The following is a 26,164-nucleotide window of genomic DNA, read 5'->3' as shown; positions in this document are numbered from 1 at the left end:
ATCTTAAATACTATAGATGTATATAGTTTACAATATGATTTGATTAAAAGTATGATTTTCAAAATAATCTTAAAAGAAAACTTTTCAATTGATTTGCAAAAAAAGTTTACCTTAGAAGAACTGAAAAAATTTGGTTATGATACTTCAAAAGAACCAGATTATGACGAGTTTTATGAAAATTGGTAAAAAACCGCTATCAACATGAATAAAAAAATCTTTTTCCTATTTTTTCTGATTTCTTCAATTACTTTTTCTCAAAGTATTTCAAAGAAAGAAGGTATTTCATTTGCAAAACAATTGTATAAAAAAGAAGTTCTATCTAGAAAAGGAAAAAAGGAATTGATTTCAAAAATAAAAAGTCAAAATAAGAATTGTAAAACTGCTGGTTGTTTGGAAAAACGAGATGTGTTACTTTTTTTATTAGATGCATTTTACACAGATTATTCTTATAGAAATGGTGTTTCAGAGTTTGAAAAAATACGAGAAGAAGTCCGTGAAGAAATACATAAATTGAACATTGAAAGTGGAATAGAAAAATATGAGTTATTCACAGAATTGTTTATTGAAAAAAGAAATGAATATTTAGAAAAAGCTAAAATTGCAAAGATTGAAAATGCAATTGAAAACCTTGAAGAAAATCGCCAAACAGCTTTTGTCGATGTGGAAGAAAGTAAGCTTTTTAAGGACTATAAAATGCAATTGATTTCTCCAAAGTCGATTCATAAAAAAAGAAGTGTTCTAGGGAAGCATTATACCAAAACTTTAGAAGATTTGCTGGAATTAGAATTAATTGATGAAAGAGAATTTCAGCTAGTAAAATCTAAAATGTATATGATTGAGGAGCGAATAGAATTAGGTTTGATCGTATTGACTTTATTGGCAGATGACTATTATTCCAAAGTAGATTTAAAGCAAAAAGAACAGAATATTTTCCTTCATGATTTGTATAAATTAGATCTGATTGAGAAAAAGACTTTAGATTCTTTACAAGCAATGAAAACTTATCAAGAACTTAGTGTTTTCGACGAATATAAAATCTTGAAGCCAAAAAAGTTTTTGAGAAAGCATAAATTGCCAAAAAAAGTAGAGGAAGCTTTTCCAGTAGTTTTAGCGGAGTTTAAAGAACTGATTCCAGAATTAGAATATGAAGATTTACAAATTGCATTAGAAAAAAAGCCAAATCCGAATTACAAAGATTTTGAATTTATTATTGCAAAAATAAGTTTGACATCAAAAGGAGAGAAGTATGAAATAGAAACTAAACAAGAAGTTTTGACATCAAATAGTAAGTTTTTTAGATTTAGTTTTGAATATGGTTTTTATGAATTGGTAAATAAAGTATTAGAAGCGCAAAATTTCGATGTTAGATTGGTTAAGTCTGATTTGTTGACGAGTGAAAGTTATTATGTAGTAATGAATGAAAAACAGAGGTGTTTTTGGGAGAAAAGAAAGAGAAAATCTATAAAAATTAACTTATAAAAACAAAAAAACCATTGATTCGAATAAAACAATGGTTTTTTTAAATGAAAATAATTCAATTAAATATTTTCTCTTGAAGCTAAAACTTCTTTGTACTTCGCTTTGATAAGTTGTTCTCTTTTTGCGATAGATTTCTTAGTGTACTGTTTGTTAGCTCTTAATTCTTGAAGAACTTTAGTGTTACGATATTTTCTCTTATATCTTTTTAAAGCTCTATCGATGTTTTCTCCTTCTTTTACAGGTATAATTAACATAGTTTATTATTTATGATTATTATTCGATTTTAATTATTCTTTAGTATAGGGTTTAGCCTAAATTAAAGAAGTTTTGATTCTTTAAAACAAAATAGATGTAGTTTGGAATTTTAATTTAGGAAAGATCTAATATTATAATTGAAACTAAAACTAAAAACTCTCTTGTTCTTTAAGACGAGGGGCAAAGTTAAACTTATTCAGTCTTTGAGCAAAATATTTAACTGTTTTTAAATATTTATTTGAAAATATTTTTGTTTTTTAAGTTAAAAAAATGAAAAATATTTTTTAAATGTTGATTATTGTAATTTTGACCTAGCTTTATTAGGTTTTAGGTTGTTGTTTTTCAAATTGTTGTGTTGCTTATTTTTTTTGTTTAAAGTTTTTTTTGTCATGATGAATAAAGAAAAAAAATATCTATAGAATGTGAATTATAGTTTCTGAGCCTGTTTAAACTTATATCAAAACAATATAGATGCTTCTTAAAAGCTCTTTTTTGTATTTTTTCTCACCCATAACGATGCTGTGCATTCTAAAAATTGTTTCAAGATAGTATTTTAATAAACTATAAAATAAATCATGTATTTTCGTTCTAAAAAAAAAATGACAGATAATTTACAGAAAATGATAGAAGAAATATATCAGGTTTTTTCTGTTTATAATTTATCAAACTCAATAGAGTCTTGCCCATGTTGTGTTTCGGATGAGCATAAGAAAAATTTAATGGAAAAACCTTTAAGAAATTTGGAGGAAGAAAATTTATCCAGATTTGCTTTTAAGGCAGTTACTACTTGGGGGAACATTTCGGATTATAAACATTTTTTTCCAAGAATTTTGGAGTTAATGATTTCACCAAAAAATGAAATTGATGAATATATTGTTTTTAGTAAATTGAATTATCTAGAATGGAGAAGTTGGCAAGATTCTGAACAAAAAATAATTTTTGAAGTTTTACTTCAATGGTGGAAAGAAATGACGCAAAATGACGCATATAAATTGATTTCTCCAGATAGTTTGTTTTTTGAATTAGGAGAGTTTTTAGGAGATTATAAGATATTATTGGATAATTGGTTTTACAAAGAAAACCTTTATTCGATTCAGTGTTTGGTTGATTTTATCATGATTAATTATGTTTCATTAAGGCATAATAATTCTATATTTAAAATAATTTCAAAAGATGCAAAAGAAATATGTAGTTGGATGGAAGCACAAGAACAATTTTTAGAAGCTTATTATTTAGAAAATATGGAGATAGAATCAGAATTGCTCAATGATATTTCAGATTTACTTTTTATTATGGAGTGTGAAAAGAAAGTAATGGTAGAGTAAGCGAAAAATATTTTTTAATAATAGTAAAATAATACAAAAAGAAGTGAATATTTGTAAATTCGATTTCGAAAAAAGGAACTAGATTTAATTAAATAAAATATTTGAACAACATTTTACTAAAAAATGAAAAATAAGAAAGAAGAGGAACAGAGTATCAAAAAAGAAATTGCAACATTTTTGATTCAAAAATTATCTGATTATCAGGAAGAAAAAAATGAAAAAGGAGATTTTATCCCAGATTGGGTTTTGGATAAAAAAACTACAAAAGCAGATTTAAGCAAAGAAGAAATTCAAAAAATGAATAAAATCTGGAATCAAGAAATGGATTTAATGATTCTTGCTTTTCAGAATATTTTGGAGAATAAAAAAGATGAAAACGATCAAGAACTTACTGAAGTTGGATTATTCAATTTTACGAAATGTTTACAAGAGTTAGATTAGATTCTCATATTTTAAATTTTTCAAAAAAATAACTAAAATTTTAGATAAAATAATAGTTGATTTTAGTTGCATAGAGAATCATTTAAACGAAGTTGTAAAAGGTTAAAAATTAAGGTTTTTCCAGTTGTTTTTTGTAATTTTATGTTATAAAAATCAACTAATCTTAAAGTTATGGCAGTAGGAGGAATCTCGGTTAATAGCATTTTTGATCGAATGCGACAACGTAGTTTAATAAAACTGTCCGTACGTGAAAAAATTAAATCTAAAAGGTTTTCTAGGTACAGAAATTTATTAGATAAATATAATGTAGAACAACGTGATAATGAATGTATACACGCATACAAGAATAGAATTAGAAAAGTATGTAAAAGGAAAAGAGTAAACACTGTTTTTCTATCTATTGTTAGTATTTTGTTTGTTGCCTTCGCAGTTTATTTAGTTTTCTTGCAATAGTGTCACCACATTAAGTTCTATATTAGTAGTAAGTTTAGAGTTATGAAACAAAACTTACTTTTAAGAAATCATTCGTGTTATGTGAAAATAGCACGAATGATTTTGTTTTTATAGCATTATATTAATTCTGCATTTAGAATTATTTGTAATATTGTATTTCTTATAAGAAATAATAAAAAACGACTATGAATACGGAACACATTTATTTGTTCTCTTATTTTGATTTAGAAAGTGCTAGTACGAGATATAGAGCAAATTATCCTTTGCAATATTTTTTAGAAAATTATGGAATAAGTTATGATTTTATTTATCCTGACAGAAGCTTTCGAGGAAAAAGGAAATTTTTAAAAACATATCTAGAAGCTTTATTTTTTCAAAAGAAAAATTCGTTTATCATTATTCAAAAAACGTGTTCTAACTCTTTTTACGCAAAACTTTTAAAACTTCTTACTTTTTTTAAACATGAAAAAGTGATTTTTGATATTGATGATGCAGAACAAGTTAGATTTAATTTGGAAGATTATAGATATTTTCTAGAAAAATCAAAAGCAATTACAGTTGGAAGTAAAGAGCTCTTGAAGTTCCATAAACAGTTTAATGAAAATGTACATTTTATAACTACACCAGTTGTTGAACATAAGGTTTTAAAAGAAAAAAGAAATGAGAAATTAACAGTAGGATGGCTAGGTGATTTTGGGAATGGAAATAATACATCAGTAGATTTTTCACATAAAAAAAATATGTATGATTTATTTTTTGAAGGAATAAGAAAAATTGAAATTCCAATTATTTTAAAAATTGTAGGAGTAAAAGTTACTTCAGATATAAATGAAATAAGAGAGTATTTTAAAGAGAATCCAAATATTGAACTTCAAATTCCTGAAAATTTAAAATGGAAAGAAGATATATGGGTTTATGAGGAAATAAAAACTTTTGATGTTGGTGTATATCCACTGAATAATCATGTTTTTAGTATTTCTAAATCAGTTTTTAAGGCAAAGCAATATCTGTCTGTTGGTGTGCCTACTTTGGCAAGTAATGAAGGAGATAATGAAGATTTTATTACAGATAATGAAAATGGATTTTTGTGTGAAAATAGTGATGATTTTTTGAAATATATTTATAAAATTCAAAAAATGAATGATGAAAAATACACACAAATGGTTGATACAGCAATTGATAGGAAATCTGATTTTTCAATGAAAAAATATTGTGATGCTTTTTTAAAGATTATGAATAATAATTAGATTTAATCTTAATTGTTTAAAAACATTTTATAAATTAGGGCTTCAATCAAATAAAAAAACAATGAAAGAAAATCAATTACAATTTCCGATTAAATTTAAATTCAATGTTGCTACTATGGCAAATGATTTTACTGCCAAAGATGCTAATGACCAAACAATTGCTTATGTAAGGCAAAAGATGTTCAAGATGAAAGAAGATATTTTAATTTACAATAATGAAAGCAAAGAGAAAGTAAATTATAATATCAAAGCAGATAAATGGATTGATTTTTCGGCAGCCTATAGTTTTACAGACGATCAAGGTCAAGAACTTGGAAAAGTAGCAAGAAAAGGATGGGCATCTATCTGGAATGCTAAATATGAAATTATCGATGAGAACAGAGAGCAAAAATTTATGATTCGTGAAGAAAATGCATGGGTTAAGGTTTTTGATTCTTTATTAGGTGAGATTCCAGTTTTAAGCTTTTTTACAGGATATCTTTTTAACCCAACTTATAAAGTGATGGATAAAGGAGGAGAAACAGTAGTAAGACTTAAAAAAGAACCTTCTTTCTTTGGTAGAAAATTTGAAATCGAGAAAGTAAAAGATATGAATGAAGACAGTGAAAAAATCATTTTAAGTTTAATGATGATGATTCTATTAGAAAGAAGAAGAGGATAATATAAAAAAACATAGATTTGTCAGCTGGTAATTTAATCAAATTCAGATGAATTCTTATAGGAAAATTTGTAACCTTTTTTTTATTCTTTTTTTAAGTTTAAAAACCTTTTCGCAAAATAAAAATGAAGTAGATACTACATATATTTCTACGTTTCCAAATAAGATAATTATTAAATTGAATCTTGATACTAGAGATGATATTTTTTATATCAATGATGAATCTGATAATACAATTCTAGAAATTGCAGAAAACACAAATGTAAAACTTAATTTTTCATTGAATTATGATTTTATAGGTTTTACATTTGGTTTTGCACCCAATTTTGCTTCCAACAGAGATGAGCATCTCAAAGGAGATTCTTCCTACCGAAATTACCAATTTCGATTCTTTTTTAAAAAATGGTTACAGCAAGTTAGATATCATAATATTCGAGGATTTTATGTCGTAAATTCTGGAGACTTTATTCCGAACTGGCAAAAAGATAGAGATCCATATATCCAATTTCCAAATCTTAAAATTATACAATGGGGAGGTGAAACTTCTTATATATTCAACCAAAACTTTTCTTTGAGAAATTTAAGTGATCAGACTAGATTACAAAGAAAAAGTGCAGGTAGTTTTATTGTTTCTTTAGATTATCAGTATCAAAGATTTTCAAATAGAGTAGAGAATATAAAATCAGTAGAAAATGCTTTTGATGTGAAATTACAAGGAGGATATTATTATACTTGGGTAATCAGAAAGCATTGGTTTTTATCTTCCTATATTTCTCCTTTGGTTGGCTATCGTTTTTTAAATTTTGAAGAAGATGTTTCAGAAAACAAAAAATACTATAATGATTATATTTTAGCAGGAGCAGATCTTGGAATTCAATTAGGTTATAATGCAGAGAATTTATTTTTTGGATGTAGTGCAACTTTAGATAGTTTAACCTACTCAGAAGACGGAGGACTTTCGAATATTACAAATAATAGAGGGTATGCTCAGGTATATGTTGGTTATCGTTTTAAAGAATTTAAATTATTAAGAAAATCCTTAGATTGGGTAAAATCACAGATATAAAAAAAGACTTCTATTTCTAGAAGTCTTTTTTGGTTATATTTTATAGAGCTAGGCCTCCAATATCAAGAACTGTACTTGAAGGTGTCATATTTTCAATGTCAAAAATTAATGATAAATTATCGTGATATGTTGTTCCCCAGCAACTTGAAGTATCTTGGCTCATGGAAACTAAATATTCTCCTTTACAATTAATTATAATTTTTGAATACGTTGAATCAACCTCTGATTCAGTTCTAGCTATTAAATAATAAATTTTTTCACCTTTATATTCATATTCGTATAAAACTCTTCTGATTGTAGGATGATCTTCAGGGATGTCTATATACTCGTTTTCTGAAACTTTAACTCTACCTAAATCAATTACCCATTGATAATCTTCTGGGTTTTGAGTTCCTTCTGAACAATCATGCTCTGGAGTATCTACATTTTTTTCAAAAATAATACTAGATTCTACATAATCATATGAGAAATCAAACCAATTATTATCTTGAAATTTTGTTGGGTGTCCTCCAATAATTTCTCCTAAACAGTTTAATTCGTAAACTGCACCAAAATCAGAGCTAGGTGTACAACTATTACAAATATTAACCAAGAAAGTTGTTTCACTTATTCCTCCTTTAGTTCTTATAAATTTTTTAATAAATGAATTTTTATCATTATTATCTAAAATATGTTTAAAAGTTTTTAGCCATAAATAATCTTCTAATGGATTATCAGAGTTACAATCTGAATTCATTGTGTTGTTATAATAGATTTCTTCTAAATGTCCATAATAATTACTAATGTATTCATGATAATATTCTGAATTATCAAAAGAAATAACTAGTTCTCCATTTTCATTAAAAATTAAAACTATAAAAAGTTCATTATAGTCAGGTAAGTAGTTAACAATGTAAAATGTTTCATTTGTTTTTTCCCAGCTTTCCACACGAACTAATAAGTCATCATTTTCAATTACTGAAAAAATATTTTCGTAAAAAGCATTCTGATTTTCTTCATTGTTTTCTTCTTCGTTATTCTCTTCTTCATTGTTTTGTTCTTCTTGCTGTTGCTCTTCTTGATTTTGATTATTTGTTTCTGTAAAATCATCATCGTTATTACAAGCAATAATTAGGAAAAAGAGTAATAAATAAGTAATTTTTTTCATGAGTAATATTTTTAGATTATAGGTTTAAATTTAATTAAAAATAAATGTTAAAAAATTAAAATATTTATATTTTACGAAGAACTTTTTAGTGTTAAATAATTAAAAAATAGTATTTTAATTAAACGAGGTTTGAAATAAAAATTAGATAAATAAAAATCCCATTTCATAATTGAAATGGGATTTTTATTTACATTATTAAATATAAAAATTTATTTTTCGTCTTTTTTATTATTATAATACAAGTATTTTGTTTCATAATAAAAACCTTTAGCCAGGCTATCTAAATGTTCTGTAACAAACGGATTTTCAGTTTTCACATCGTCTAAAGAACCATTGTTTAGGTTTTGTAAAATACTTTTTGAGCCTGAAATATTCGTTTTATAAAAATAATCTTTACCAATTACTCCAAGAGCAGGCTCTCCTTGAATTTGATCATAGATAAAAGCATTGTGCTTTGTTCTTGTAGTGTCTAAAAGATTAATCCCAAGCGTATAATTTGTGTATTTAATCCCAGCCGTACTTGCTAAAGTTGGCATAATATCAATTAAATTCGAAGGGAAATCATATTCTTTATTTTCAATATTCATATAGTCAGGAGCAAGAATAAAACAAGGAACGTGGTATTGACCAATTTCTAATTCGTATTCTTTTCTTTCCATATGTGTATAAGGATTTATCGAAGTATTATGATCTCCATAGAATAAGAAAATTGTATTATCAAAATATCCTGCTTCTTTAGCTCTGTCAATATAACGTTTCACATTATAATCTAAATAACGTAAAGCATTATATTGTTTGATATTTTTAAAACCAGCTTTGTCTAAAAGAACCATATCTACTTCGCTTTCAGTAAGAGGTTTATAAGATTCTCTCTCATCAGGAACTGTGAAAGGCCTGTGATTTGAAGAAGTTTGGATATAAGCAATAAATGGTTTGTTTGAATCGTGTAATTTTTTCAATTCTTTATCCGATTCTTTGAAAAGCTCATAATCATCAATTCCCCAAACATCCGAACGTTTTTCGGTTTCATAAGAACCTTCTTCAAATATTTTTAAATCACGAATATTCGATTGGAAAACAGCACGAATATTTGCCCAGTTAGCACTTCCTCCTAAGAAATACAATTTTTCATAACCATCAAATTGATCATAAATAATTCGTTGATTGATAATGTTTGGGTTTCTTGAAGCTGTTTTTGCATTAACAACATCTGGTAAACCTGTGATACTTGCAAAAACACTTCTCGCAGTTCCTATTCGATGTACGAAAAAGTTATTAAAACTAATACTATTTTGGTATAAACTATCTAGATTAGGAGTTCCCTTCATTGGATTTCCAAAATGACTCATCGGAACTGCTCCTAAAGATTCCAGCATCACAACTACAACGTTAGGTTTTTTAGCCTGAATTGTATCATTTTGTGGAATTGTTCTCTTAAAATCTAATTCTGGATTATTTTTGATATTTAAATAATTAGCCATTGCAGGGAAATAATCTTCTGCAGGTTGAATTTCAAATCCTTCATTTCTAAACTTATAACTGTCATAGAAAAATAGTACAGGATTTAGGGAAAGTTGGTTGATTGTTTTGTTTTTTGAGAAAAAAGCCTGACTCCAACGAAGTGGGTAAAAACTAAAACTATTGTAAATTCCAAAAGCAGTTACAAATAAAACCAAGAAAAAGTATGCAAATTTCTTTTTTCCTTTTATGATTTTGTCTGATTTGATGAATTTTGAAAATTTTCCATCGAAGAATTTATAAAGAATTACAATAAAAATTAATAAACCAAAACCAGCCCAAAATACAGGATACGTTTCAGAAACCATTTTTGCGGAAATTTGCCAGTTATCTAGAAAACGAAGTGCCGTAGCATCTAATCTTTCTCCAAGATAATCGTAAAATCCAATATCTGTTAAAGCAAAAAGAGTTGCAGCAAGATATACAATGGTTAAATAAATATTTGAAAATAAACGATGAACTTTACTTCTGAAAAAACGATTATTTGCTAAAACAACCCAAAGATTTAGAGGTGTAAGCAAGATAAAGGTCGTTCGGATATCGAAACGTAATCCGTATTTTAAAGCTCTAAAAACTTCACGATTTCCTAACTGATCCATCCCTTTAAAAGCAAGAGTGAAAAACAAGATTCTTAGTAAAATAAAGAAAAAGAATAAGTAAAATATATTCTTGAAAATATATTTTATATATGGTGGCATTTTTCTAAACATTTTCAAATATTAATTTAATTCGTGCAAATTTACTCTTATTTTTTCTTTTTGTAGCCAAAGAACACATAATTATACTTAAATGTTAGAAGAATCAAATTAATGTTGTCGTACACAATAATATAAAATCCACAACTAAAAAATGTAGTTGTGGATTTTTGAAAACAAAACGTAATGTATATTATAAATTATCTAGTTGATTTGATTTTTTATCTTCGCTAATTGTCCAGAAAAATCCTACAAAAAATCCTCTGTCAGCACTTGGAGTTATTGCCATTCTATCAAATTGCCCATTTATATTTGGATTGTCAGAATATTCGTATCCAAATACATTTTTGAATCCAAATAAATTGGTAGCTGAGAAATAAAGAATCTTTTGTTGCGAAATTAAGAAACTCCAGTTGAAGCTTATATTATTGTAAGCTTTAGTTCTTCCTCCTAAAAATTCATTAGTATTCGGATTGGTATAAGGTCTTCCACTAGCGAAAGAATAAGTTAATCCTACTTGCGATTTTAATTTCCCGATCCAATATTTTGAAACGAAAGAGAAATTATGTTTTGATACAAAACTTGGTTGTGCTAATTCTGGATAAAACTTATAATCTCTCTGAGAATCCGTAAAAGTATAAGAAACCCAATATTGTAAATTTTTAATCGATTTTGAATCTTTCCAGAAAAAATCAAATCCTTTTACATATCCATCTCCAGAGTTATTGATGTTTTCAAAAGTAAAATCATTAAATTCTCTATCGTATTTGATTAAATCTTCATAAGTTTTGTAGAAAGCATTTGCTCTGAAAATTCTATTGTTTTTACTCCAATCAAAATTTACCGTATAATGTGTTGCTTCTCTAAATTTTAAATCTGTAGTATATTTTAAAATATCATTTTCAGGTTTTTGGTAAAACAATCCGTAGCTTGCAGAGACTTGTGCATATTTAGACCATTTATAAGCTAGATTAACTCTTGGCGCAACTCTAAAAGCATCTAAAACTTCAGAATATTGTCCACGAACTCCAACTTTTGTTGCTAATTTTTGAGAGAAAAAGAAGGTAGCATCTGTGAAAACTGCGCTATAATTATCTTTTACATTTGATTTTATTTCATTTGAATTTATTGGAAAAACATGTTCGTCATAATTTGTATAAAAAGTTTCTGCTCCATATTGAAATTTCAACATATTTGAAACATTGTGTCTTAATTTTACTTTTGCATGCAGACCAATATTATCCAATTTTAAGTTTGTATCATCAAACTGAATATTTTTATGGTTATAAGAAAAACTAACACCCGAAGTAAGTTTCAGAGAATTTGTAATCATTCCTTTATAAGAAGTATTCATGTAATAATCTCTGTCTTTTAATCCTGTTCTAAAACCTTCAGGAAGATTGATGCTAGGTTGAATTACATCAAAATCGGACATGCTGAAAGCACCATAAACTTTCCATAAACCATCACCAACTTTCTGACGATAAACCGCTTCTCCACCTAAAGTTTCATAAGGCTTTTTCCAATCAAAACGATCATTGATTAATTGTACATATGGACCAAGATTGATATAACTCGCATTTATTGTAAGAGAACTTTTATCCCATTTTTTTACTTTTCCAATTCCACCCCCAAGGCTCATGATAGAAATGTTTGTTTCATTTTGTCTTGGTTCATCAATGGTTTCCAAATCTAAAATTGCAGAAAGTGCATCTCCAAACTCCACATCAAATCCTCCTGTGCTTAGCGAAATTCCTTGAAAAAGAAAAGGAGAGTAGCGAGAGCGAGTAGGGACATTATTTGCAGAAGCAATGTAAGGTTGAAATACTCGAAGTCCATCGATAAAAATCTGCGTTTCTCCAGCATCTCCACCTCGAATAAACAATCTTCCATCTTCTCCGTTTGTTTGTGTTCCAGGAAGTGTTTGTAATGCTGCAACAAAATCTCCTGCAGAACCTGCTGTTGTTACTACATCAATTGGACTCATAACTGCATTTTCAGCAACTCCAGATTTTAATTTTCCTGCATCTAATTCTACCACATCCAAAGTGTTTAAAGCAGGAGTTAGTTGAATTGTAATATTTTTTAAAGAAGAAATTTCAGCACTTTTTTCATAAGTATCATAAGAAACAAAAGAAGCAATTATAGTTTGTTCTCCAGTGATTTCTGTTTCAAAAGAAAAATTTCCATTTTCGTCTGTAGTTGCACCATCAAAAGTTCCTTGAATGTAGACGTTTACTCCAAAAATCGGTTGTCTCTTTTCATCGATTACTTTTCCTGAAATTGTGTTCTGAGAAAAGATAAATTGCGTAAATAAAATTAAAATAAAAAATAGTTTTGTTCTCATCGTTTATTGTTTTGTTTGATACAAAGATGAGGTGACTTGTCATGATTTTAGAATTATTTCTACCGAACTGTAGAAAATCAATACCGAATTGCAAAATCACTTTAAATTTTAGTAGAAATGAGAAATGAAATGAAAAAATCAGTATTTTAGTAATGAAGTTGTTTAAAATGTTTTCTGAAATTTAATCGACCTATTTTTAAAATTGTAAAAATCAAGAATTTTGAAAAAAGATAGACGAAAAGTTGTTTGAGTGATAGCGAGTTTTTTCGTCTTTTTCAAATTTTGTAGATTTTTGATTTTAAAAATAAAGTCTTGATTTTTTTGGTTCGTTTTTTTATCAAGAAAAAAATGAATAAAGCAAATGTTTGAAAGTTAAATTCAGATCTTTTTTTAAATAAGTTTAATTATAATATTGTAAAATAAAAATGTAATTCATAAGAATAAAACTCTTTATTTTGCAGAAGTTAAAGGAAAAATAAAATATTCCATTTATTATGAAAAAAATAATTTACGTTTTAGTTATTTCATTTGTAGCTCTTACAGCTTGTACAGAACCTGCAACCAAAAAATATACGAAAGCTCAAAAAGCTGAAATAATCACAAAAATCGATACACTTTTAAATCAATGGCATCGTTCGGCAGCAGATGCTTTACATCAAGATTATATCCAAGCAATGTCAAAAGATGGAGTTTATATCGGAACAGATGCTAGTGAAAACTGGACTCGTGATGAGTTTGAAGTATTTAGTAAACCATATTTCGATAAAAACAAAACTTGGGATTTTAAAACATTGACCAGAAATATTTATGTTGGTGATGACGGAAAATATGCTTGGTTTGATGAGCTTTTAGATACAAAACTTGGAGTTTGTCGTGGTTCAGGAGTTGTTTATGATGAAAATGGAAAATGGGAAATCAAACATTATGTTTTATCAATTGCAGTTCCAAATGAAAATTTAGATAAAATTATCCCAATCAATAAAGGAAAAGATTCGTTGATTATTCAACAATATAGAAATGAATAAAACAAATTCCTCTTAGTTTTCTAAGGGGAATTTTTTGTTTAAAAAAATATAGACCCCAAATAATTATTTCTCCTATTAAACATTATCACGATTCATTCTGTATTAATCTTTTACAGATTATTAAATTCCCCTCTTGAGAGGGGTGAGGGGTGTGTTTTAAATAATTAAAATTCTCTCAAATAATTTCAAACGTGATAATTTTTATTTAAGTTTTTCTAAAAAAATAAAAAGTAAACCTTATGGAGTTAAATTTTAGTAATATCCTGACACTTACTGGAGTTTTATTATTTATTGGGGTGATTATCAATAAACCGTCAAGGAGGTATGGAATTCCTGGGTTGATCCTATATCTTTTATTAGGTTTCGTAATTGGAAACGGAGGAACTTATGACTTTGTTTTCGATTATCCAGAATTTGCCCAACAATATAGTACAATTGCCATAAGTTTAATCATTTTTATTGGAGGTTTAGAAACAAGATTTTCTAGAATAAAACCAGTATTGGTTCAAGGAATTACACTCTCAACTTTGGGTGTTTTAATGACTGCTTTTGCTGTCGGATTTTTCGCTTATTACTGTGTTGGGTTGACGCTTTTGGAAGGAATTTTACTCGGTTCGGTTTTATCTTCTACAGATGCTGCTGCAGTTTTCTCCATTTTTGAATCTAAAAAACTAAAATTAAAAGAAAATGTTGCAGAAACTCTAGAGTTGGAATCTGGAACCAATGATCCAGTAGCTTATTTTATGACAATCGCTCTAACAACTATTTTGTTGGGAGGTGGACTAAACCCGATTGATATTACATTGTCTTTTTTAAAAGAAGTTGTGATTGCTTTGGCGATAGGTTTCGCAGCAGGGAAATTCGTAGTTTTTGTCTATAATATTTTAGAATTAGAAACAAGAGGTTTATACCCAATTTTATTACTTTCTTCCTGTGTTTTTTTGATTGGAATTGTTCCTTCGGTAGGTGGAAATTTACTTTTAGCCATGTATATTGCAGGAATTACAATCGGAAATGGAGGAATCAAATACAAGCAAATTTCCTATCAATTTTTCGATAGTATTTCTTGGTTGATGGAAATTAGTTTATTCACAATTCTTGGACTCCAAATTTTTCCAAAAGACTTAATTCCAGAGTTAGACAATTCTTTTTTAGTTACACTTTTCTTAGTTTTTATCGGAAGACCAATTGTAGTTGCAATTCTTTTAATGTTTCAAAAATGTTCTTTCAAAAAAATACTATTTATTTCCTGGGTCGGACTTCGAGGCGCCACACCAATTGTTTTTGGTTTGATTCCACTTACAGCAAAAGTAGAACATTCCGATCTGATTTTCAATAGTGTTTTTATCATTGTAGTTTTTTCACTTCTGATTCAAGGAACAACGATTGGTTGGGTTGCAAGAAAATTAAAATTAGAAGAAATAGAGGAGGAGAGTGAAGAAACAGAAGAAGTAGATACTAAAAGTAATCTATAAATTTAGAATTTTATTTTGGGCAATCCCTCCGTCAAAACTTCGGGTCGGGCTTTTCATTTCAAGTTTTGTTTTTCAAAAAAAGATTTTCTAGGTCATCCGTTGGCTTCCTCCGGTCGCCTCCTTTTCCCAAGAAAATCTAATTTTTTTCAAAACAAAAGCTTTCCATTACAATCCCTTTTGCAAAAAATCATTCCACTTAAAACATTTTTAAATAAATAAAACGATACAAATTAAAATACGAGTTGTTAAAAATTACTTTAAAATATTTAATAAAAATCGAGCCATTAGAAAAATCTGAAAGGAGATTTTTAAATTATAGATTCTTTTTTGTGTTTGAAAATGTAATCTTCTATATTTGAGTTGGTAACGTTATAGGTGTTTTTTTTTATTAAAAGTTTTTTAGGTAGATTTGGTGAGATTATTAATAATAATTGTTGCAAAAAATACGTTATGAAATAGTTGATTTGAACTAAATCAATAAGATTATATTCATTAATTATATACTAAATTAACTAAGAATAGATCATTTTATAGTAATCGAAATTTAACCTTTTAAAATAAAATAAAAATGATGAAAAAAACATTTCTAACTCTGATTTTAATTTTGACTTTTACAGTTTCTAAAGCAAATGAAAAAGAAATAATTGCTGATGTGGTTTTTGTAAATTTAACGGGCATGGAGTTTACATCCGGAGAATTTAGAATAGCAAACTTAAATGAAAATATAGAAGTTACAAAAGCTGAAAATTTCAAAATTACTTTACCTGAAAAAGGAAAATATGAATTCAATTTTAAATCTGACGACTTTTTAGCTTACATTTTTTATCCAAAAAGAATTAATAAAAATAGAAAAACGATTACTATTCGACTGATTCAAAAAAATGAAAACAAAAGTGATTTCGCTTTCTCTTTTGCAAATAATTTGGTAACAGATTTGTCAAATAAACAAATTGAAGAACGAATTTCGAATGGAACTTTAAATTTTATAATGGATGAAAATCCTAGTTCAAAATCAAGAGAATATTTACAGTTTGAAGAAAAATATGGAGTTGGTTTAATGAAGAAAAAAATTAATTTTGTTGATCCTATTACTGTTCGAATAATAAAAAAGCATAACAAAATGATATTTGATTATTTAAATAAGAAATACGGTGTTAAATGGTCAGAGGATTTAAAAACAAAACCATTTGGGATAGAATAAATAAACATTTTTAAATAAATATATAGAAAAGACCTTTGAGAAATCAAAGGTCTTTTTTTGAGTTAAAAAGCTTATATGAATTCAGTATTTTTACTCTCAAAGGTGCCCGAGGTTCTCGAAGGCACTATTTTAAAGGTTTTAATACATCTCTCAAGAGGGGAGAGTTGGAGCGTAGTTGAAATTCGGTAGCTGAGCGTAGTCGAAGCTAGTTTTTATAAAATATTTTACTAGAATTATTAATTTGAATGAAATAGGTACCTGTAGGAAGATTTGAAATATCAATAGCTTGGTTGCTTTCAATGTTTCCTTTTTGAATTTTTTGTCCGAGAGCGTTGTGTATTGTGTAAGGAGTTTTTGTATGAATTCCTTTGAAAAATAATTGATTTTTAGCAGGGTTAGGGTAGAAGCTAAAATTATTTTTTACAAACTCTTGCGTTGAAATAGTAGTGTTTATAGTCCTACATTTTGTGTCTTGCCCACAATCATTGGATGTAGTAACACAAACCGTATATTCTCCATCTTGTTGAAAAGTGTGTGTTGGATTGTTTTGATTACTGGTATTTCCATCACCAAAATCCCAAGAAATAGTATCATAATCTTCTAGGCCTGTATAGTTAAAAGTATAGGTTTGTTCTTCGTCTTTTGTGCTTTCAAACGTAGCAATTGGCGTATCACAATCACAGTTTTCATGCCCGTATTTTACAAGAATTAAATCTTTTCCAGAACCTGAAGTACTAATAGTTTCTCCATTTAATTCAATTTGATTTTCAATATTTCCACCAAGGTAGAAATTACCTTTTTTGTCTGGAGCAATAGTTTCAATTCTACTAATCCCACCAGCAGTATTATCTGCAAAATCACTAGAAATATAACTTGCATCTTCTTTGTCAAATACTAAGATACCTAGATTTCCTCCATTATCCTCTTTATCATGAATAATTGTTCCGTCAGCTTCTTTTACCACCTTGTAAGTTCCTCCAATAGCTACTTTATTACCAGAAAAACCGATTGCATTGTAGGTATTCCAAAAAGCAGACTCACAATATAAGGTTCTAGACCAAATACTATTTCCATCTGTATCTAGTTTTATAAAAAGCATTTTTTCTGGTTTAACTACTTCTTCGTTTTCTTCAAAGGTGTACCCTAAAAATTCAAGGTCATCTACCCAATGCCCTGCTAGATAAATAAATTGTTCATCTTCTTCATAGTCTATAGCAATGTCATGAATTTGAGACCATTTAATATCCCCTTCATTCGCACTTTGTTTGCACCAAAGTACATCTCCTGTCGGACTGAAAGCAGCTAGATATAAATTTTCCATAATTTCTTCTTCTCCAATAAAAACAGGATTATTCGCATATCCTGCATATCCACCTACATAAATATTACCTGTTTCTTTATTTCTGATAAATTTAGTTTCAGTAACACTTGTATCAGGACTTGATGTCATATCTATAGAGTTTGCTGTATGATAGTTTCCATCTGTGTCATATTCCATAATAAAAAACTTTGTTTCATCTTCATCTACTTGTATATCTTCATTGATTTGTAAAGGTCCTCCCACACCTTTGAAATTTGCAATCCAATATAATTTTTGATTTTCTTCATCTAAAAATAACCCTCGTGTACCAGATCCACTATAAGCTTGTGATCTATTAATGTCTTCAGGTTGTGGGCTTTTGTACCAAAGAAGGTTTCCGTTCGTATCATGTTTTATAATAAAAATAGATTGTTTTCCAACAGTATCACTACTGTCAAATGGGATAGTTTCTTCTGGACCATCTATATATATACCTCCTTCTACTGCTTGATCTCCTGTTACAAGTCTTACAGTGATATAGGAATTTCCTTCAGCATCTACTTGTAGACCAGATACTTTGTCTGTTCTATATCCTCCCATAAGTTTAGACCATCGATGGTTTCCTTCGCAATCAAAACTAGCTAGCATCACGTCTGCTGTCGCAGCAGAAAGACTTCCATGGTTATTATGTTCCACACCGTCTACATCTGTTCCATTTTCAGAGATTGGTCCTGTAACATATACATTTCCTTGCGCATCTGTTCCTATAAATCGTATTCGTTCCCATTTCCAGTCTAGTTGAGAATCACCTCCAGCTCTTTTGGCCCATTGTAATTCTTGTGCGGAGAATTGTTTTGTAGAAAAAATTAGGAAACATAGTAAAAGTAATTTTTGTAGTGTAGTTTTTTTCATTGTGAGATGTTTTTTAACCACCCTTAGCCCTTCCTTTAAAAGGAGGGGATTTTTTTTCTCTTTTGAGAACAGAGCTCTCAAAAGAGAAGGGTTTGATTTTATTCCCCTCTCGAGAGGGGTTAGGGGTGTGTTTTTTTATGTTTTTAATTTTTGTTTAAGGTTAATGATGTGAAATATAGTTTTTTAACCACCCCTAGCCCCTCCTTTAAAAGGAGGGGAGATTGTGGCTAATTTTTATAAAATATTTTACTAGAATTATTAATTTGAATGAAATAGGTACCTGTAGGAAGATTTGAAATATCTAAAGCTTGATTGTTTTCAATGTTTCCTTTTTGAATTTCTTGTCCAATCGCATTATGTATTGTGTAAGGAGTTTTCGTATGAATTCCTTTGAAAAATAATTGATTTTTAGCAGGGTTAGGGTAGAAGCTAAAATTATTTTTTACAAACTCTTGCGTTGAAATAGTAGTGTTTATAGTCCTACATTTAGTGTCTTGTCCACAATCATTGGATGTAGTAACACAAACCGTATATTCTCCATCTTGTTGAAAAGTATGTGTTGGATTGTTTTGATTACTGGTATTTCCATCTCCAAAATCCCAAGATATAGTATCATAATCTTCTAGACCTGTATAGTTAAAAGTATAGGTTTGTTCTTCGTCTTTTGTACTTTCAAACGTAGCAATTGGCGTATCACAATCACAGTTTTCATGTCCGTATTTTACAAGAATTAAATCTTTTTCAGTACCTGAAGTGCTAATAGTTTCTCCATTTAATTCAATTTCATTTGCCATATATCCTCCAAGATAGAAATTACCTTTTTTGTCTGGAGCAATAGTTTCAATTCTACTAATTCCGCTAGCAGTATTATTTGCAAAATCACTAGAAATATAGCTTGCATCTTCTTTGTCAAATACTAAGACACCAAGGTCAATACCATTGTTTTCTTTATCATGAATAATTGTTCCATCTTCTTCTTTCACTACTTTATAAGCACCTCCAATAGCTACTTTATTACCAAAAAAACCAATTGCGGTATAATAATTTACAAAAACAGATTCAGAATATAAGGTTCTAGACCAAATGCTATTTCCATCCGTATCTAGTTTTATAAACAGCATTTTTTCTGGTTTGACTACTTCTTCGTTTTCTTCAAAGATGTACCCTAAAAATTCAAGGTCATCTACCCAATGCCCTGCTAGATAAATAAATTGTTCCTCTTCTTCATAGTCTATAGCAATGTCATGAATTTGAGACCATTTAATATCCCCTTCATTAGCACTTTGTTTGCACCAAAGCACATCTCCTGTCGGACTGAAAGCAGCTACGTACAAATTTTCCATAATTTCTTCTTCCCCAATAAAAACAGGATTATTCGCATATCCTGCATATCCACCTACATAAATATTACCTGTTTCTTTATTTCTGATAAATTTAGTTTCAGTAACACTTGTATCAGGACTTGATGTCATATCTATAGAGTTTGCTGTATGATAGTTTCCATCTGTGTCAAATTCCATAATAAAAAACTTTGTTTCATCTTCATCTACTTGTATATCTTCATTGATTTGTAAAGGTCCTCCCACACCTTTGAAATTTGCAATCCAATATAATTTTTGATTTTCTTCATCTAAAAATAACCCTCGTGTACCAGATCCACTATAAGCTTGTGATCTATTAATGTCTTCAGGTTGTGGGCTTTTGTACCAAAGAAGGTTTCCGTTCGTATCATGTTTTATAATAAAAATAGATTGTTTTCCAACAGTATCACTACTGTCAAATGGGATGGTTTCTTCTGGACCATCTATATATAAACCTCCTTCTACAGCTTGATCTCCTGTTACAAGCTTTACAGTGATATAGGAATTTCCTTCGTCATCTACCTGTAGACCAGATACTTTGTCTGTTCTATATCCTCCCATAAGTTTAGACCATCGATGGTTCCCTTCGCAATCAAAACTAGCTAGCATCACGTCTGCTGTAGCAGCAGAAAGAGTACCATGGTTTTCGTGTTCCACACCGTCTACATCTGTTCCATTTTCAGAGATTGGTCCTGCAACATATACATTTCCTTGCGCATCTGTTCCCATAAATCGTATTCGTTCCCATTCCCAATCTAGTTGAGAATCACCTCCAGCTCTTTTGGCCCATTGTAATTCTTGTGCGGAGATTTGTTTTATAGAAAAGATTAGGAAACATAGTAAAAGTAATTTTTGTAGTGTAGTTTTTTTCATTGTGAGATGTTTTTTAACCACCCCTAGCCCCTCCTTTAAAAGGAGAGGGATTAAGAGTGTTGGTGTTTTGTTAATTTTTTTGATTTTGTTTATTATTTCCGCTGTTTAATTTACAAAAAAGTAGTATAAAATTAATTTTATACTACTTTTTTTATATGAGGAATTGTTTTAACACACCCCTAGCCCCTCTCGAGAGGGGAAATTTTATTGTGTGTTTTTTTATCTAAAACACACCCCTAACCCCTCTCAAGAGGGGAAATTTTATTTTGAGATGTTTTTTAACCACCCCTAGCCCCTCCTTTAAAAGGAGGGGGATTAAGTAGTGTTTAATTAATTTTTAGTTTTTCTCGTTTTAAAATACGTTCGTTTTCTTTAAGAAGAACTAAATATAGACCAGATTGATATGGAGACACATCAAGTTGAATCGTTCCATTTTTAATATCTAGTTTTCTGTTCGAAATTAATTGTCCTTGCATATTATAAATCTCTATAGATTTTTGAGAATAGTTAGAATTAGCGAATTCGAAATGAATGTTCACAAAATCTTGTGCAGGATTTGGAGCAATAGAAATATTATTTAATGTTTCTTCTTGATTTAGAACAGTACTACTTGATTCTGAACTTTTTCTAGCTTCAGCAACACACTCTCCTAATATGATTTCTTTTTGTACTATACAAATTTCTGGTTCTGGAATTATAAACACAGTAGATTCATATAGAATATTGATTTCACTTATAGGTGTATCTGCATTTACATATATTGAATAAGATGAATTCAATGTAGAATTTCCATTTATATAAAAGCTACTAGGTATTATTGTTACTCCTTCTACTTCTGTTTGTAGTGTTACAGACATAGGTTCATTAAAATCATTAGGGATTCCAATATTAATATTATAACTGCAGTACCCTTCATAATACGAACTTTCTGCATAATTTGAAGTAGAGATGCGTAAATCACATTTGCAAGGTTCTAAATTTATAGATGGACCTTCTATAGTTTCTTGGCAATCATTATTTTCTAAATAAAGACCATAGTTTCCTGATTGATTTATATTTATATCCTCTGGGAATCCTTCTCCTCCTGCAGGTGAACCATTATTTGTAATCCACTTCCAAGATTCGAATGTGTCTGTTGGGCCAACTAAATATGGATCACCAGGAGTATTTCCTCTTACTCCGCACATATCATAACAACCTTGTGGAACAATCCAAGAATAGGATTCAATACTATGAGGAATATCTATTTCTTCTGTAATTTCGCATCCTGTGAAGTTTTTAAATCGAACCTGATATACGCCACCTTCATGCACTTGGATTTCGTTTCCTGTCATCCCATTACTCCAAGTATAAAATCCATTATCATCTCCTGAAGCAACAATTTTAACTGTATAAGGATTCTCACATTTCACTACTGAGAAATTTAACTGCATTGGGCTAGGTAGAGGAACAACAGTAAGTGAATGTGTATCATATTGTGTACAATAACCTCCATTTCCGTCAGGGATTTTTGTTTCTAGTTGGTAATTGTAAGTTCCAGGATTTAGATTGTTAAGTTCTATTTCTGGATTTGTGCTTATTTGAGTACCATTTTTTGACCAAATGAATAAATAATTATCTCCTTGAACCGAAGCTTTTAAAGTGATGTCTTCATCTTCACAAATTGCTGGTTTTCCTTGAATACGAACAGAAGGACTATTGCTAAAGGAAATATTAGTACCTTCAGAAATAGAAGTTGTACATGTAGAGCTATCATCGCTTACTTTTACCCAATAATATCCTGATTTTGTCACGATTCCTTCTTCTTCTGGAATGTCTCCAAGAAATGGATCCGTTGTTTCTGCTATTTGCTCTCCATTGTACATCCAATAATAATTTGTAGGTGTATCCGTATCAAGATCTTCTTCATATTGTAAGATGATATTTTCTCCTTTACAGGCTATATCAGGGCTTGCTTTTACAGATCCATCCAGATTATTTTTATTGATAACAATTCCTTTAGAAAAAGTAGATGTACATCCGTATTTGTTGGTTACTGTAAGAGAAATTTGTTTTGGACCATACGTTCCTGTAGTAGAAATAGTAGGTACAGTTGCAGAGTTCTCTTCTCCATTAGGTAATATCCATAAGTAAGTGCTTTCAGGGTCTATAGATCCTTCTAAAGTAATAGAAACAGGGTCATTTTCGCATACTTCAGTAGAACTAATATCAAAATTAGCATTTGGTAATTCAGGTAAATTTACTACTACTGATGCTCTACAAGGAGCTTGCACAACTCCATCAAAAGAACCAATGATTTCAATTTCAAAAGTATGTGTTCCAGGTTGTAAAACAAGAGAGTGTTCAGCATTAGTACTAACAGGAGTAATAGGAGTAGAAGTACCACTATTGACCTCGAAAAATTGGTAAGTGAAATCCGTTGCGTTTGGCATCGTATTCGAAGCATCGAAAAGTGTCACTTGATATCCATTTTGATCTTGTGCACATTCTACACTATATTTTAAATCTGCAATGTATGGAATGATAATCTGAGAAAATGAAGAAATATTACATAGAGTTCCACCATAAATAGCTTCATTATAAATTGAATGAACACCCGGTGTATTAGCTTGATAAATAGCTGTAGTTGGTGTACTAGAGATAAGTGTCAGTTCGTTTGTTGCAGTTGTAGTCCATGAAGTAGTAATAGGCATATTAGATCCTATTGGCAATGCAGATGCAATAATCTGATTACAACCATCTTTTGTAAGCGATATATCTATATCTCCATCATGAGTTGTACAACTACCACTAGCGTCTTCATCATCACATTTTTGTTTGATATGTACAATATTTGTGATAGACCAACATTCGTTGTTGTTTTTAAGACGAGAATAGTAAAAACCAAATTGATTGATTTCACTTGTAATTGAAGTAGAACTACTTAAAAGAGTGTATCCACCGTTTGAAAAATCTGAATCGGTATCATGATACCATTCGATTTCTGTAATATCTGCTAAATTTTGCTCTGTATTCACAGTTAGAGTATAATCTGTGATCTCAGAAATTTCGCAAGCAACAAGATTATCATAAGGAGTAATAGTAGCTTTTGGAGCTCCAAATACCGAAACATCCATAGTTTTGGTAGTAGTCCCTATACAGTTGTCAGGATCCGTAACAGTTACAGAAATCGTATATTCCGTATTATCTCCATTTGTTTCTGGGTAGGTATAAAGAACATTTGGGGTAGAAGTAGTTATAGTATCTCCATTACCAAAATCCCAAACGATATTTCCTGTTGATATTCCAGTTATTTGAAAAGAATTAGATTCATTTACACAAATGTCAGAAATATTTACAATTTCGAATTCTGGCCCAGGATAAATAGTTATTTCTTTTTCAAATTCATAAACAACACCACATCTTTCAACTTCTAATTTTAGAATAGTATTTTCAGTACTTGAAACATTATTCCAAAGAATATTCACAGAAGAATTGGTGTTCCCATCTTCAAAATTTCCTAAATTACTGTTTTCTAAAGACCAAGTATAGATATCTCCATTCTCATAACTTAAATTAGTACCATTGATTAAATTCGTATACTCATAAGAAGTACTACTACAAACATCAATTTCTCCTTCTATTTCTAAATCTACTACTTCAGGTGTAAAAGAAATCGAAGTTAATTCAGAATCACAATAAGGAGCTGTGTCCATTTTTGACCATGCTCTTACCGTATAGTCTCCTGAACTAGATTCCGTAAATTGTACAGTAACTGATGTACCAATATTAGGTCCAATAAAAGTTCCATTTTCAATAGCCCAATACAATTCTTCGTCATTCGCACTTTGTATTTCATAAGAAACATCGAAACATATTTTATTATCCTCAGGTAAAGAATTATTATTAATATTAGGTGCAGACTCTGGAGCTAAAACATTTACAACAAAACTATTGGTTCCGCATACTCCATCGCCATTACTGATAATATATTCTCCAGGAGATGAGAATGTAATATTTTTTGATGTTCCAGTTCCTAAATTCTGAGTTGAATTATTTGGTTTTTTTAAATACCATACTATATTTTCATTATTTTGAATATTTTCAGCATCTTCAATTTCATAATTACTTACAGTACTTTGCCCAGGAGTAAAACAAAGAGTTTCTTCTCCAATAATACTAATATTGTCCTTTACTACAATAGTTATGGTTGCATAACCATCACAACCTACAAGTGTATTTTTGTAATCAGCTCTAAGCGAATAAGTACCAGGATTTAATGCTTTAAATGAAATTCTGTTTCTTTGCTCAGTTTGAATTATTGATGTTCCAGAATCATTACCAATTACATTCCATGTTACTTCAGTTGTAGGCCATTGTGGAATTTCGTATAAATTACTTTGATTTGTACAAATTTGATTTTCTCCTATAATATCTGTTCTATCTAAAATAACTGGAACTTTTATAGTAATATCTCCTTCACAAATAGAATCACAGTTACCAGTTTTAACAGTTACGAAACCAAATCCTCCATTTTCTTGTAGTTTCACTCCGTCATTCCAAAGAACGTTTACCATTGTAAATTCACTGAAAATAACTGTACCTCCAACAACTTCCCATTCTAGATTCCCATTACAATAGCTATAAAGATCATTTGGAACACTATAAGAAGCAACTTCGTTGAAACATACAATACTCGGACACTCTATTGGAAAAGCTTTTTTTTCTTCAATAAAGACTTGTTTTTTAATGGTGTCTGAACATCCACAATTATTAGTTACTGTTAAAAATACAGTGTATTCTCCTGGGTTAATATAATTATGAACAGGATTTGCTTCTGTTGAAAAATTACCATCACCAAAATCCCAGAGATAAGATACAATAGGAGAGCTATTGTTATCAGAAGATAAATCTGTGAAGTATAAATCATTATCAAGACACATTAAATAAGTATCTTCGTTATATTCAGAACCGATTTTAAAATCTGCTCTTGGACTTATTGCTTTTACAATACAAATAGTTTGCGTATCTATTTCGCCATCATTATTTGTGATAATAGCTTTTACAGATCCTAAACCTGTATCTCCCCAAAGAATATTCGCATTAAAACCAGAAGTATTTTGAATATCACCACCAGTTACTTCCCATGCTACAGAAGAAATGTTTGAGGTATTACCAGAAACAGAATATATTACAGAATTATTGCTACATACAAAAATACAATCATCATCAGGAATAGAAATGTCAGGATTACTTGCTTGTTCTCTTATTAAATAATCTCGACAACCAACTTCTTCATCCCAAGTTACAGTATAACCTTCTTGTGCTATTATACTGTTAAAGCTCATTATTAATACTAAAAAGAGTATTAATTTTTTAGCTTTTTTATTTAAAAAAGCTTTTAAAA

At 29.3% G+C, this 26,164-nt stretch carries 17 protein-coding genes; 10 read left to right on the top strand and 7 right to left on the bottom strand.

The annotated features are described in order from the left end of the window. The first annotated feature begins 51 nt into the window (after positions 1–51). Complete coding sequence (locus I0K12_RS22140; RefSeq protein ID WP_255552915.1) at positions 52–186, top strand: hypothetical protein; 135 nt, start codon at positions 52–54, stop codon at positions 184–186. A gap of 15 nt (positions 187–201) precedes the next feature. Then, on the top strand, positions 202–1,479 hold the full coding sequence (locus tag I0K12_RS17640) for a hypothetical protein (protein WP_196889460.1): 1,278 nt from the start codon (positions 202–204) through the stop codon (positions 1,477–1,479). A 59-nt stretch (positions 1,480–1,538) separates the two neighbouring features. Here the strand turns inward: I0K12_RS17640 and rpsU are convergent, their stop codons facing one another. Beyond that, positions 1,539–1,733, bottom strand: a complete 195-nt coding sequence (gene rpsU, locus I0K12_RS17635) for a 30S ribosomal protein S21 (RefSeq protein ID WP_196889459.1) — start codon at positions 1,731–1,733, stop codon at positions 1,539–1,541. Positions 1,734–2,333: 600 nt separating this feature from the next. Here rpsU and I0K12_RS17630 point away from each other — a divergent pair. The 5 genes from I0K12_RS17630 to I0K12_RS17610 all read left to right on the top strand — a co-directional run bounded on the left by I0K12_RS17630 (position 2,334) and on the right by I0K12_RS17610 (position 6,924). Further along, positions 2,334–3,059, top strand: a complete 726-nt coding sequence (locus tag I0K12_RS17630; protein ID WP_196889458.1) for a hypothetical protein — start codon at positions 2,334–2,336, stop codon at positions 3,057–3,059. Positions 3,060–3,182: 123 nt separating this feature from the next. Then, on the top strand, positions 3,183–3,500 hold the full coding sequence (locus tag I0K12_RS17625) for a hypothetical protein (protein ID WP_196889457.1): 318 nt from the start codon (positions 3,183–3,185) through the stop codon (positions 3,498–3,500). 638 nt (positions 3,501–4,138) lie between these two features. Then, positions 4,139–5,200, top strand: coding sequence for a glycosyltransferase (locus tag I0K12_RS17620; RefSeq protein WP_196889456.1), 1,062 nt, complete (start codon positions 4,139–4,141; stop codon positions 5,198–5,200). A gap of 61 nt (positions 5,201–5,261) precedes the next feature. Next, positions 5,262–5,861, top strand: a complete 600-nt coding sequence (locus I0K12_RS17615) for a hypothetical protein (protein ID WP_196889455.1) — start codon at positions 5,262–5,264, stop codon at positions 5,859–5,861. A 46-nt stretch (positions 5,862–5,907) separates the two neighbouring features. Beyond that, the gene (locus tag I0K12_RS17610) at positions 5,908–6,924 is read left to right on the top strand and encodes a DUF4421 family protein (RefSeq protein WP_196889454.1); all 1,017 of its coding nucleotides are present in this window, start codon (positions 5,908–5,910) and stop codon (positions 6,922–6,924) included. Between the two features lie 40 nt (positions 6,925–6,964). Here the strand turns inward: I0K12_RS17610 and I0K12_RS17605 are convergent, their stop codons facing one another. The 3 genes from I0K12_RS17605 to I0K12_RS17595 all read right to left on the bottom strand — a co-directional run bounded on the left by I0K12_RS17605 (position 6,965) and on the right by I0K12_RS17595 (position 12,631). Then, complete coding sequence (locus I0K12_RS17605; RefSeq protein WP_196889453.1) at positions 6,965–8,071, bottom strand: hypothetical protein; 1,107 nt, start codon at positions 8,069–8,071, stop codon at positions 6,965–6,967. Positions 8,072–8,280: 209 nt separating this feature from the next. Beyond that, positions 8,281–10,188: an LTA synthase family protein gene (locus I0K12_RS17600; RefSeq protein WP_231372796.1), complete on the bottom strand. Its 1,908-nt coding sequence runs from the start codon at positions 10,186–10,188 to the stop codon at positions 8,281–8,283. 289 nt (positions 10,189–10,477) lie between these two features. Beyond that, positions 10,478–12,631, bottom strand: a complete 2,154-nt coding sequence (locus I0K12_RS17595) for a TonB-dependent receptor (protein ID WP_196889451.1) — start codon at positions 12,629–12,631, stop codon at positions 10,478–10,480. A gap of 494 nt (positions 12,632–13,125) precedes the next feature. On the opposite strand from I0K12_RS17595, the gene I0K12_RS17590 reads away from it, so the two are divergent. The 3 genes from I0K12_RS17590 (at position 13,126) to I0K12_RS17580 (ending at position 16,332) form a co-directional block, all read left to right on the top strand. After that, on the top strand, positions 13,126–13,656 hold the full coding sequence (locus I0K12_RS17590) for a nuclear transport factor 2 family protein (RefSeq protein WP_196889450.1): 531 nt from the start codon (positions 13,126–13,128) through the stop codon (positions 13,654–13,656). Between the two features lie 239 nt (positions 13,657–13,895). Next, on the top strand, positions 13,896–15,131 hold the full coding sequence (locus I0K12_RS17585; protein ID WP_196889449.1) for a potassium/proton antiporter: 1,236 nt from the start codon (positions 13,896–13,898) through the stop codon (positions 15,129–15,131). Between the two features lie 571 nt (positions 15,132–15,702). Then, positions 15,703–16,332 carry a hypothetical protein gene (locus tag I0K12_RS17580; protein ID WP_196889472.1) on the top strand — a complete coding sequence of 210 codons (630 nt, stop codon included), beginning with the start codon at positions 15,703–15,705 and terminating at the stop codon, positions 16,330–16,332. 205 nt (positions 16,333–16,537) lie between these two features. Here I0K12_RS17580 and I0K12_RS17575 read toward each other — a convergent pair whose 3' ends face one another. From I0K12_RS17575 to I0K12_RS22180, 3 genes are all read right to left on the bottom strand, one after another. Continuing rightward, on the bottom strand, positions 16,538–18,544 hold the full coding sequence (locus I0K12_RS17575) for a PKD domain-containing protein (protein ID WP_196889448.1): 2,007 nt from the start codon (positions 18,542–18,544) through the stop codon (positions 16,538–16,540). Between the two features lie 227 nt (positions 18,545–18,771). Continuing rightward, complete coding sequence (locus I0K12_RS17570) at positions 18,772–20,778, bottom strand: PKD domain-containing protein (protein WP_196889447.1); 2,007 nt, start codon at positions 20,776–20,778, stop codon at positions 18,772–18,774. A gap of 326 nt (positions 20,779–21,104) precedes the next feature. Beyond that, positions 21,105–26,105: a PKD domain-containing protein gene (locus I0K12_RS22180; RefSeq protein ID WP_317194448.1), complete on the bottom strand. Its 5,001-nt coding sequence runs from the start codon at positions 26,103–26,105 to the stop codon at positions 21,105–21,107. Positions 26,106–26,164: the final 59 nt, after the last annotated feature.

It is taken from the genome of Aureivirga sp. CE67 (assembly GCF_015767245.1).
Lineage (GTDB): Bacteria > Bacteroidota > Bacteroidia > Flavobacteriales > Flavobacteriaceae > Aureivirga.
Note: the sequence above shows the minus strand (reverse complement) of the source record. Positions and strands in the feature narration are given on the sequence as shown.

What these genes read in the sequence shown, in the direction of transcription:
- I0K12_RS22140 (WP_255552915.1), top strand. Translation starts at nt 52, where the DNA reads ATGATTTTCAAAATAATCTTAAAAGAAAACTTTTCAATTGATTTGCAA.
- I0K12_RS17640 (WP_196889460.1), top strand. Translation starts at nt 202, where the DNA reads ATGAATAAAAAAATCTTTTTCCTATTTTTTCTGATTTCTTCAATTACT.
- rpsU (WP_196889459.1), bottom strand. Translation starts at nt 1,733, where the DNA reads ATGTTAATTATACCTGTAAAAGAAGGAGAAAACATCGATAGAGCTTTA.
- I0K12_RS17630 (WP_196889458.1), top strand. Translation starts at nt 2,334, where the DNA reads ATGACAGATAATTTACAGAAAATGATAGAAGAAATATATCAGGTTTTT.
- I0K12_RS17625 (WP_196889457.1), top strand. Translation starts at nt 3,183, where the DNA reads ATGAAAAATAAGAAAGAAGAGGAACAGAGTATCAAAAAAGAAATTGCA.
- I0K12_RS17620 (WP_196889456.1), top strand. Translation starts at nt 4,139, where the DNA reads ATGAATACGGAACACATTTATTTGTTCTCTTATTTTGATTTAGAAAGT.
- I0K12_RS17615 (WP_196889455.1), top strand. Translation starts at nt 5,262, where the DNA reads ATGAAAGAAAATCAATTACAATTTCCGATTAAATTTAAATTCAATGTT.
- I0K12_RS17610 (WP_196889454.1), top strand. Translation starts at nt 5,908, where the DNA reads ATGAATTCTTATAGGAAAATTTGTAACCTTTTTTTTATTCTTTTTTTA.
- I0K12_RS17605 (WP_196889453.1), bottom strand. Translation starts at nt 8,071, where the DNA reads ATGAAAAAAATTACTTATTTATTACTCTTTTTCCTAATTATTGCTTGT.
- I0K12_RS17600 (WP_231372796.1), bottom strand. Translation starts at nt 10,188, where the DNA reads ATGGATCAGTTAGGAAATCGTGAAGTTTTTAGAGCTTTAAAATACGGA.
- I0K12_RS17595 (WP_196889451.1), bottom strand. Translation starts at nt 12,631, where the DNA reads ATGAGAACAAAACTATTTTTTATTTTAATTTTATTTACGCAATTTATC.
- I0K12_RS17590 (WP_196889450.1), top strand. Translation starts at nt 13,126, where the DNA reads ATGAAAAAAATAATTTACGTTTTAGTTATTTCATTTGTAGCTCTTACA.
- I0K12_RS17585 (WP_196889449.1), top strand. Translation starts at nt 13,896, where the DNA reads ATGGAGTTAAATTTTAGTAATATCCTGACACTTACTGGAGTTTTATTA.
- I0K12_RS17580 (WP_196889472.1), top strand. Translation starts at nt 15,703, where the DNA reads ATGAAAAAAACATTTCTAACTCTGATTTTAATTTTGACTTTTACAGTT.
- I0K12_RS17575 (WP_196889448.1), bottom strand. Translation starts at nt 18,544, where the DNA reads ATGAAAAAAACTACACTACAAAAATTACTTTTACTATGTTTCCTAATT.
- I0K12_RS17570 (WP_196889447.1), bottom strand. Translation starts at nt 20,778, where the DNA reads ATGAAAAAAACTACACTACAAAAATTACTTTTACTATGTTTCCTAATC.
- I0K12_RS22180 (WP_317194448.1), bottom strand. Translation starts at nt 26,105, where the DNA reads ATGAGCTTTAACAGTATAATAGCACAAGAAGGTTATACTGTAACTTGG.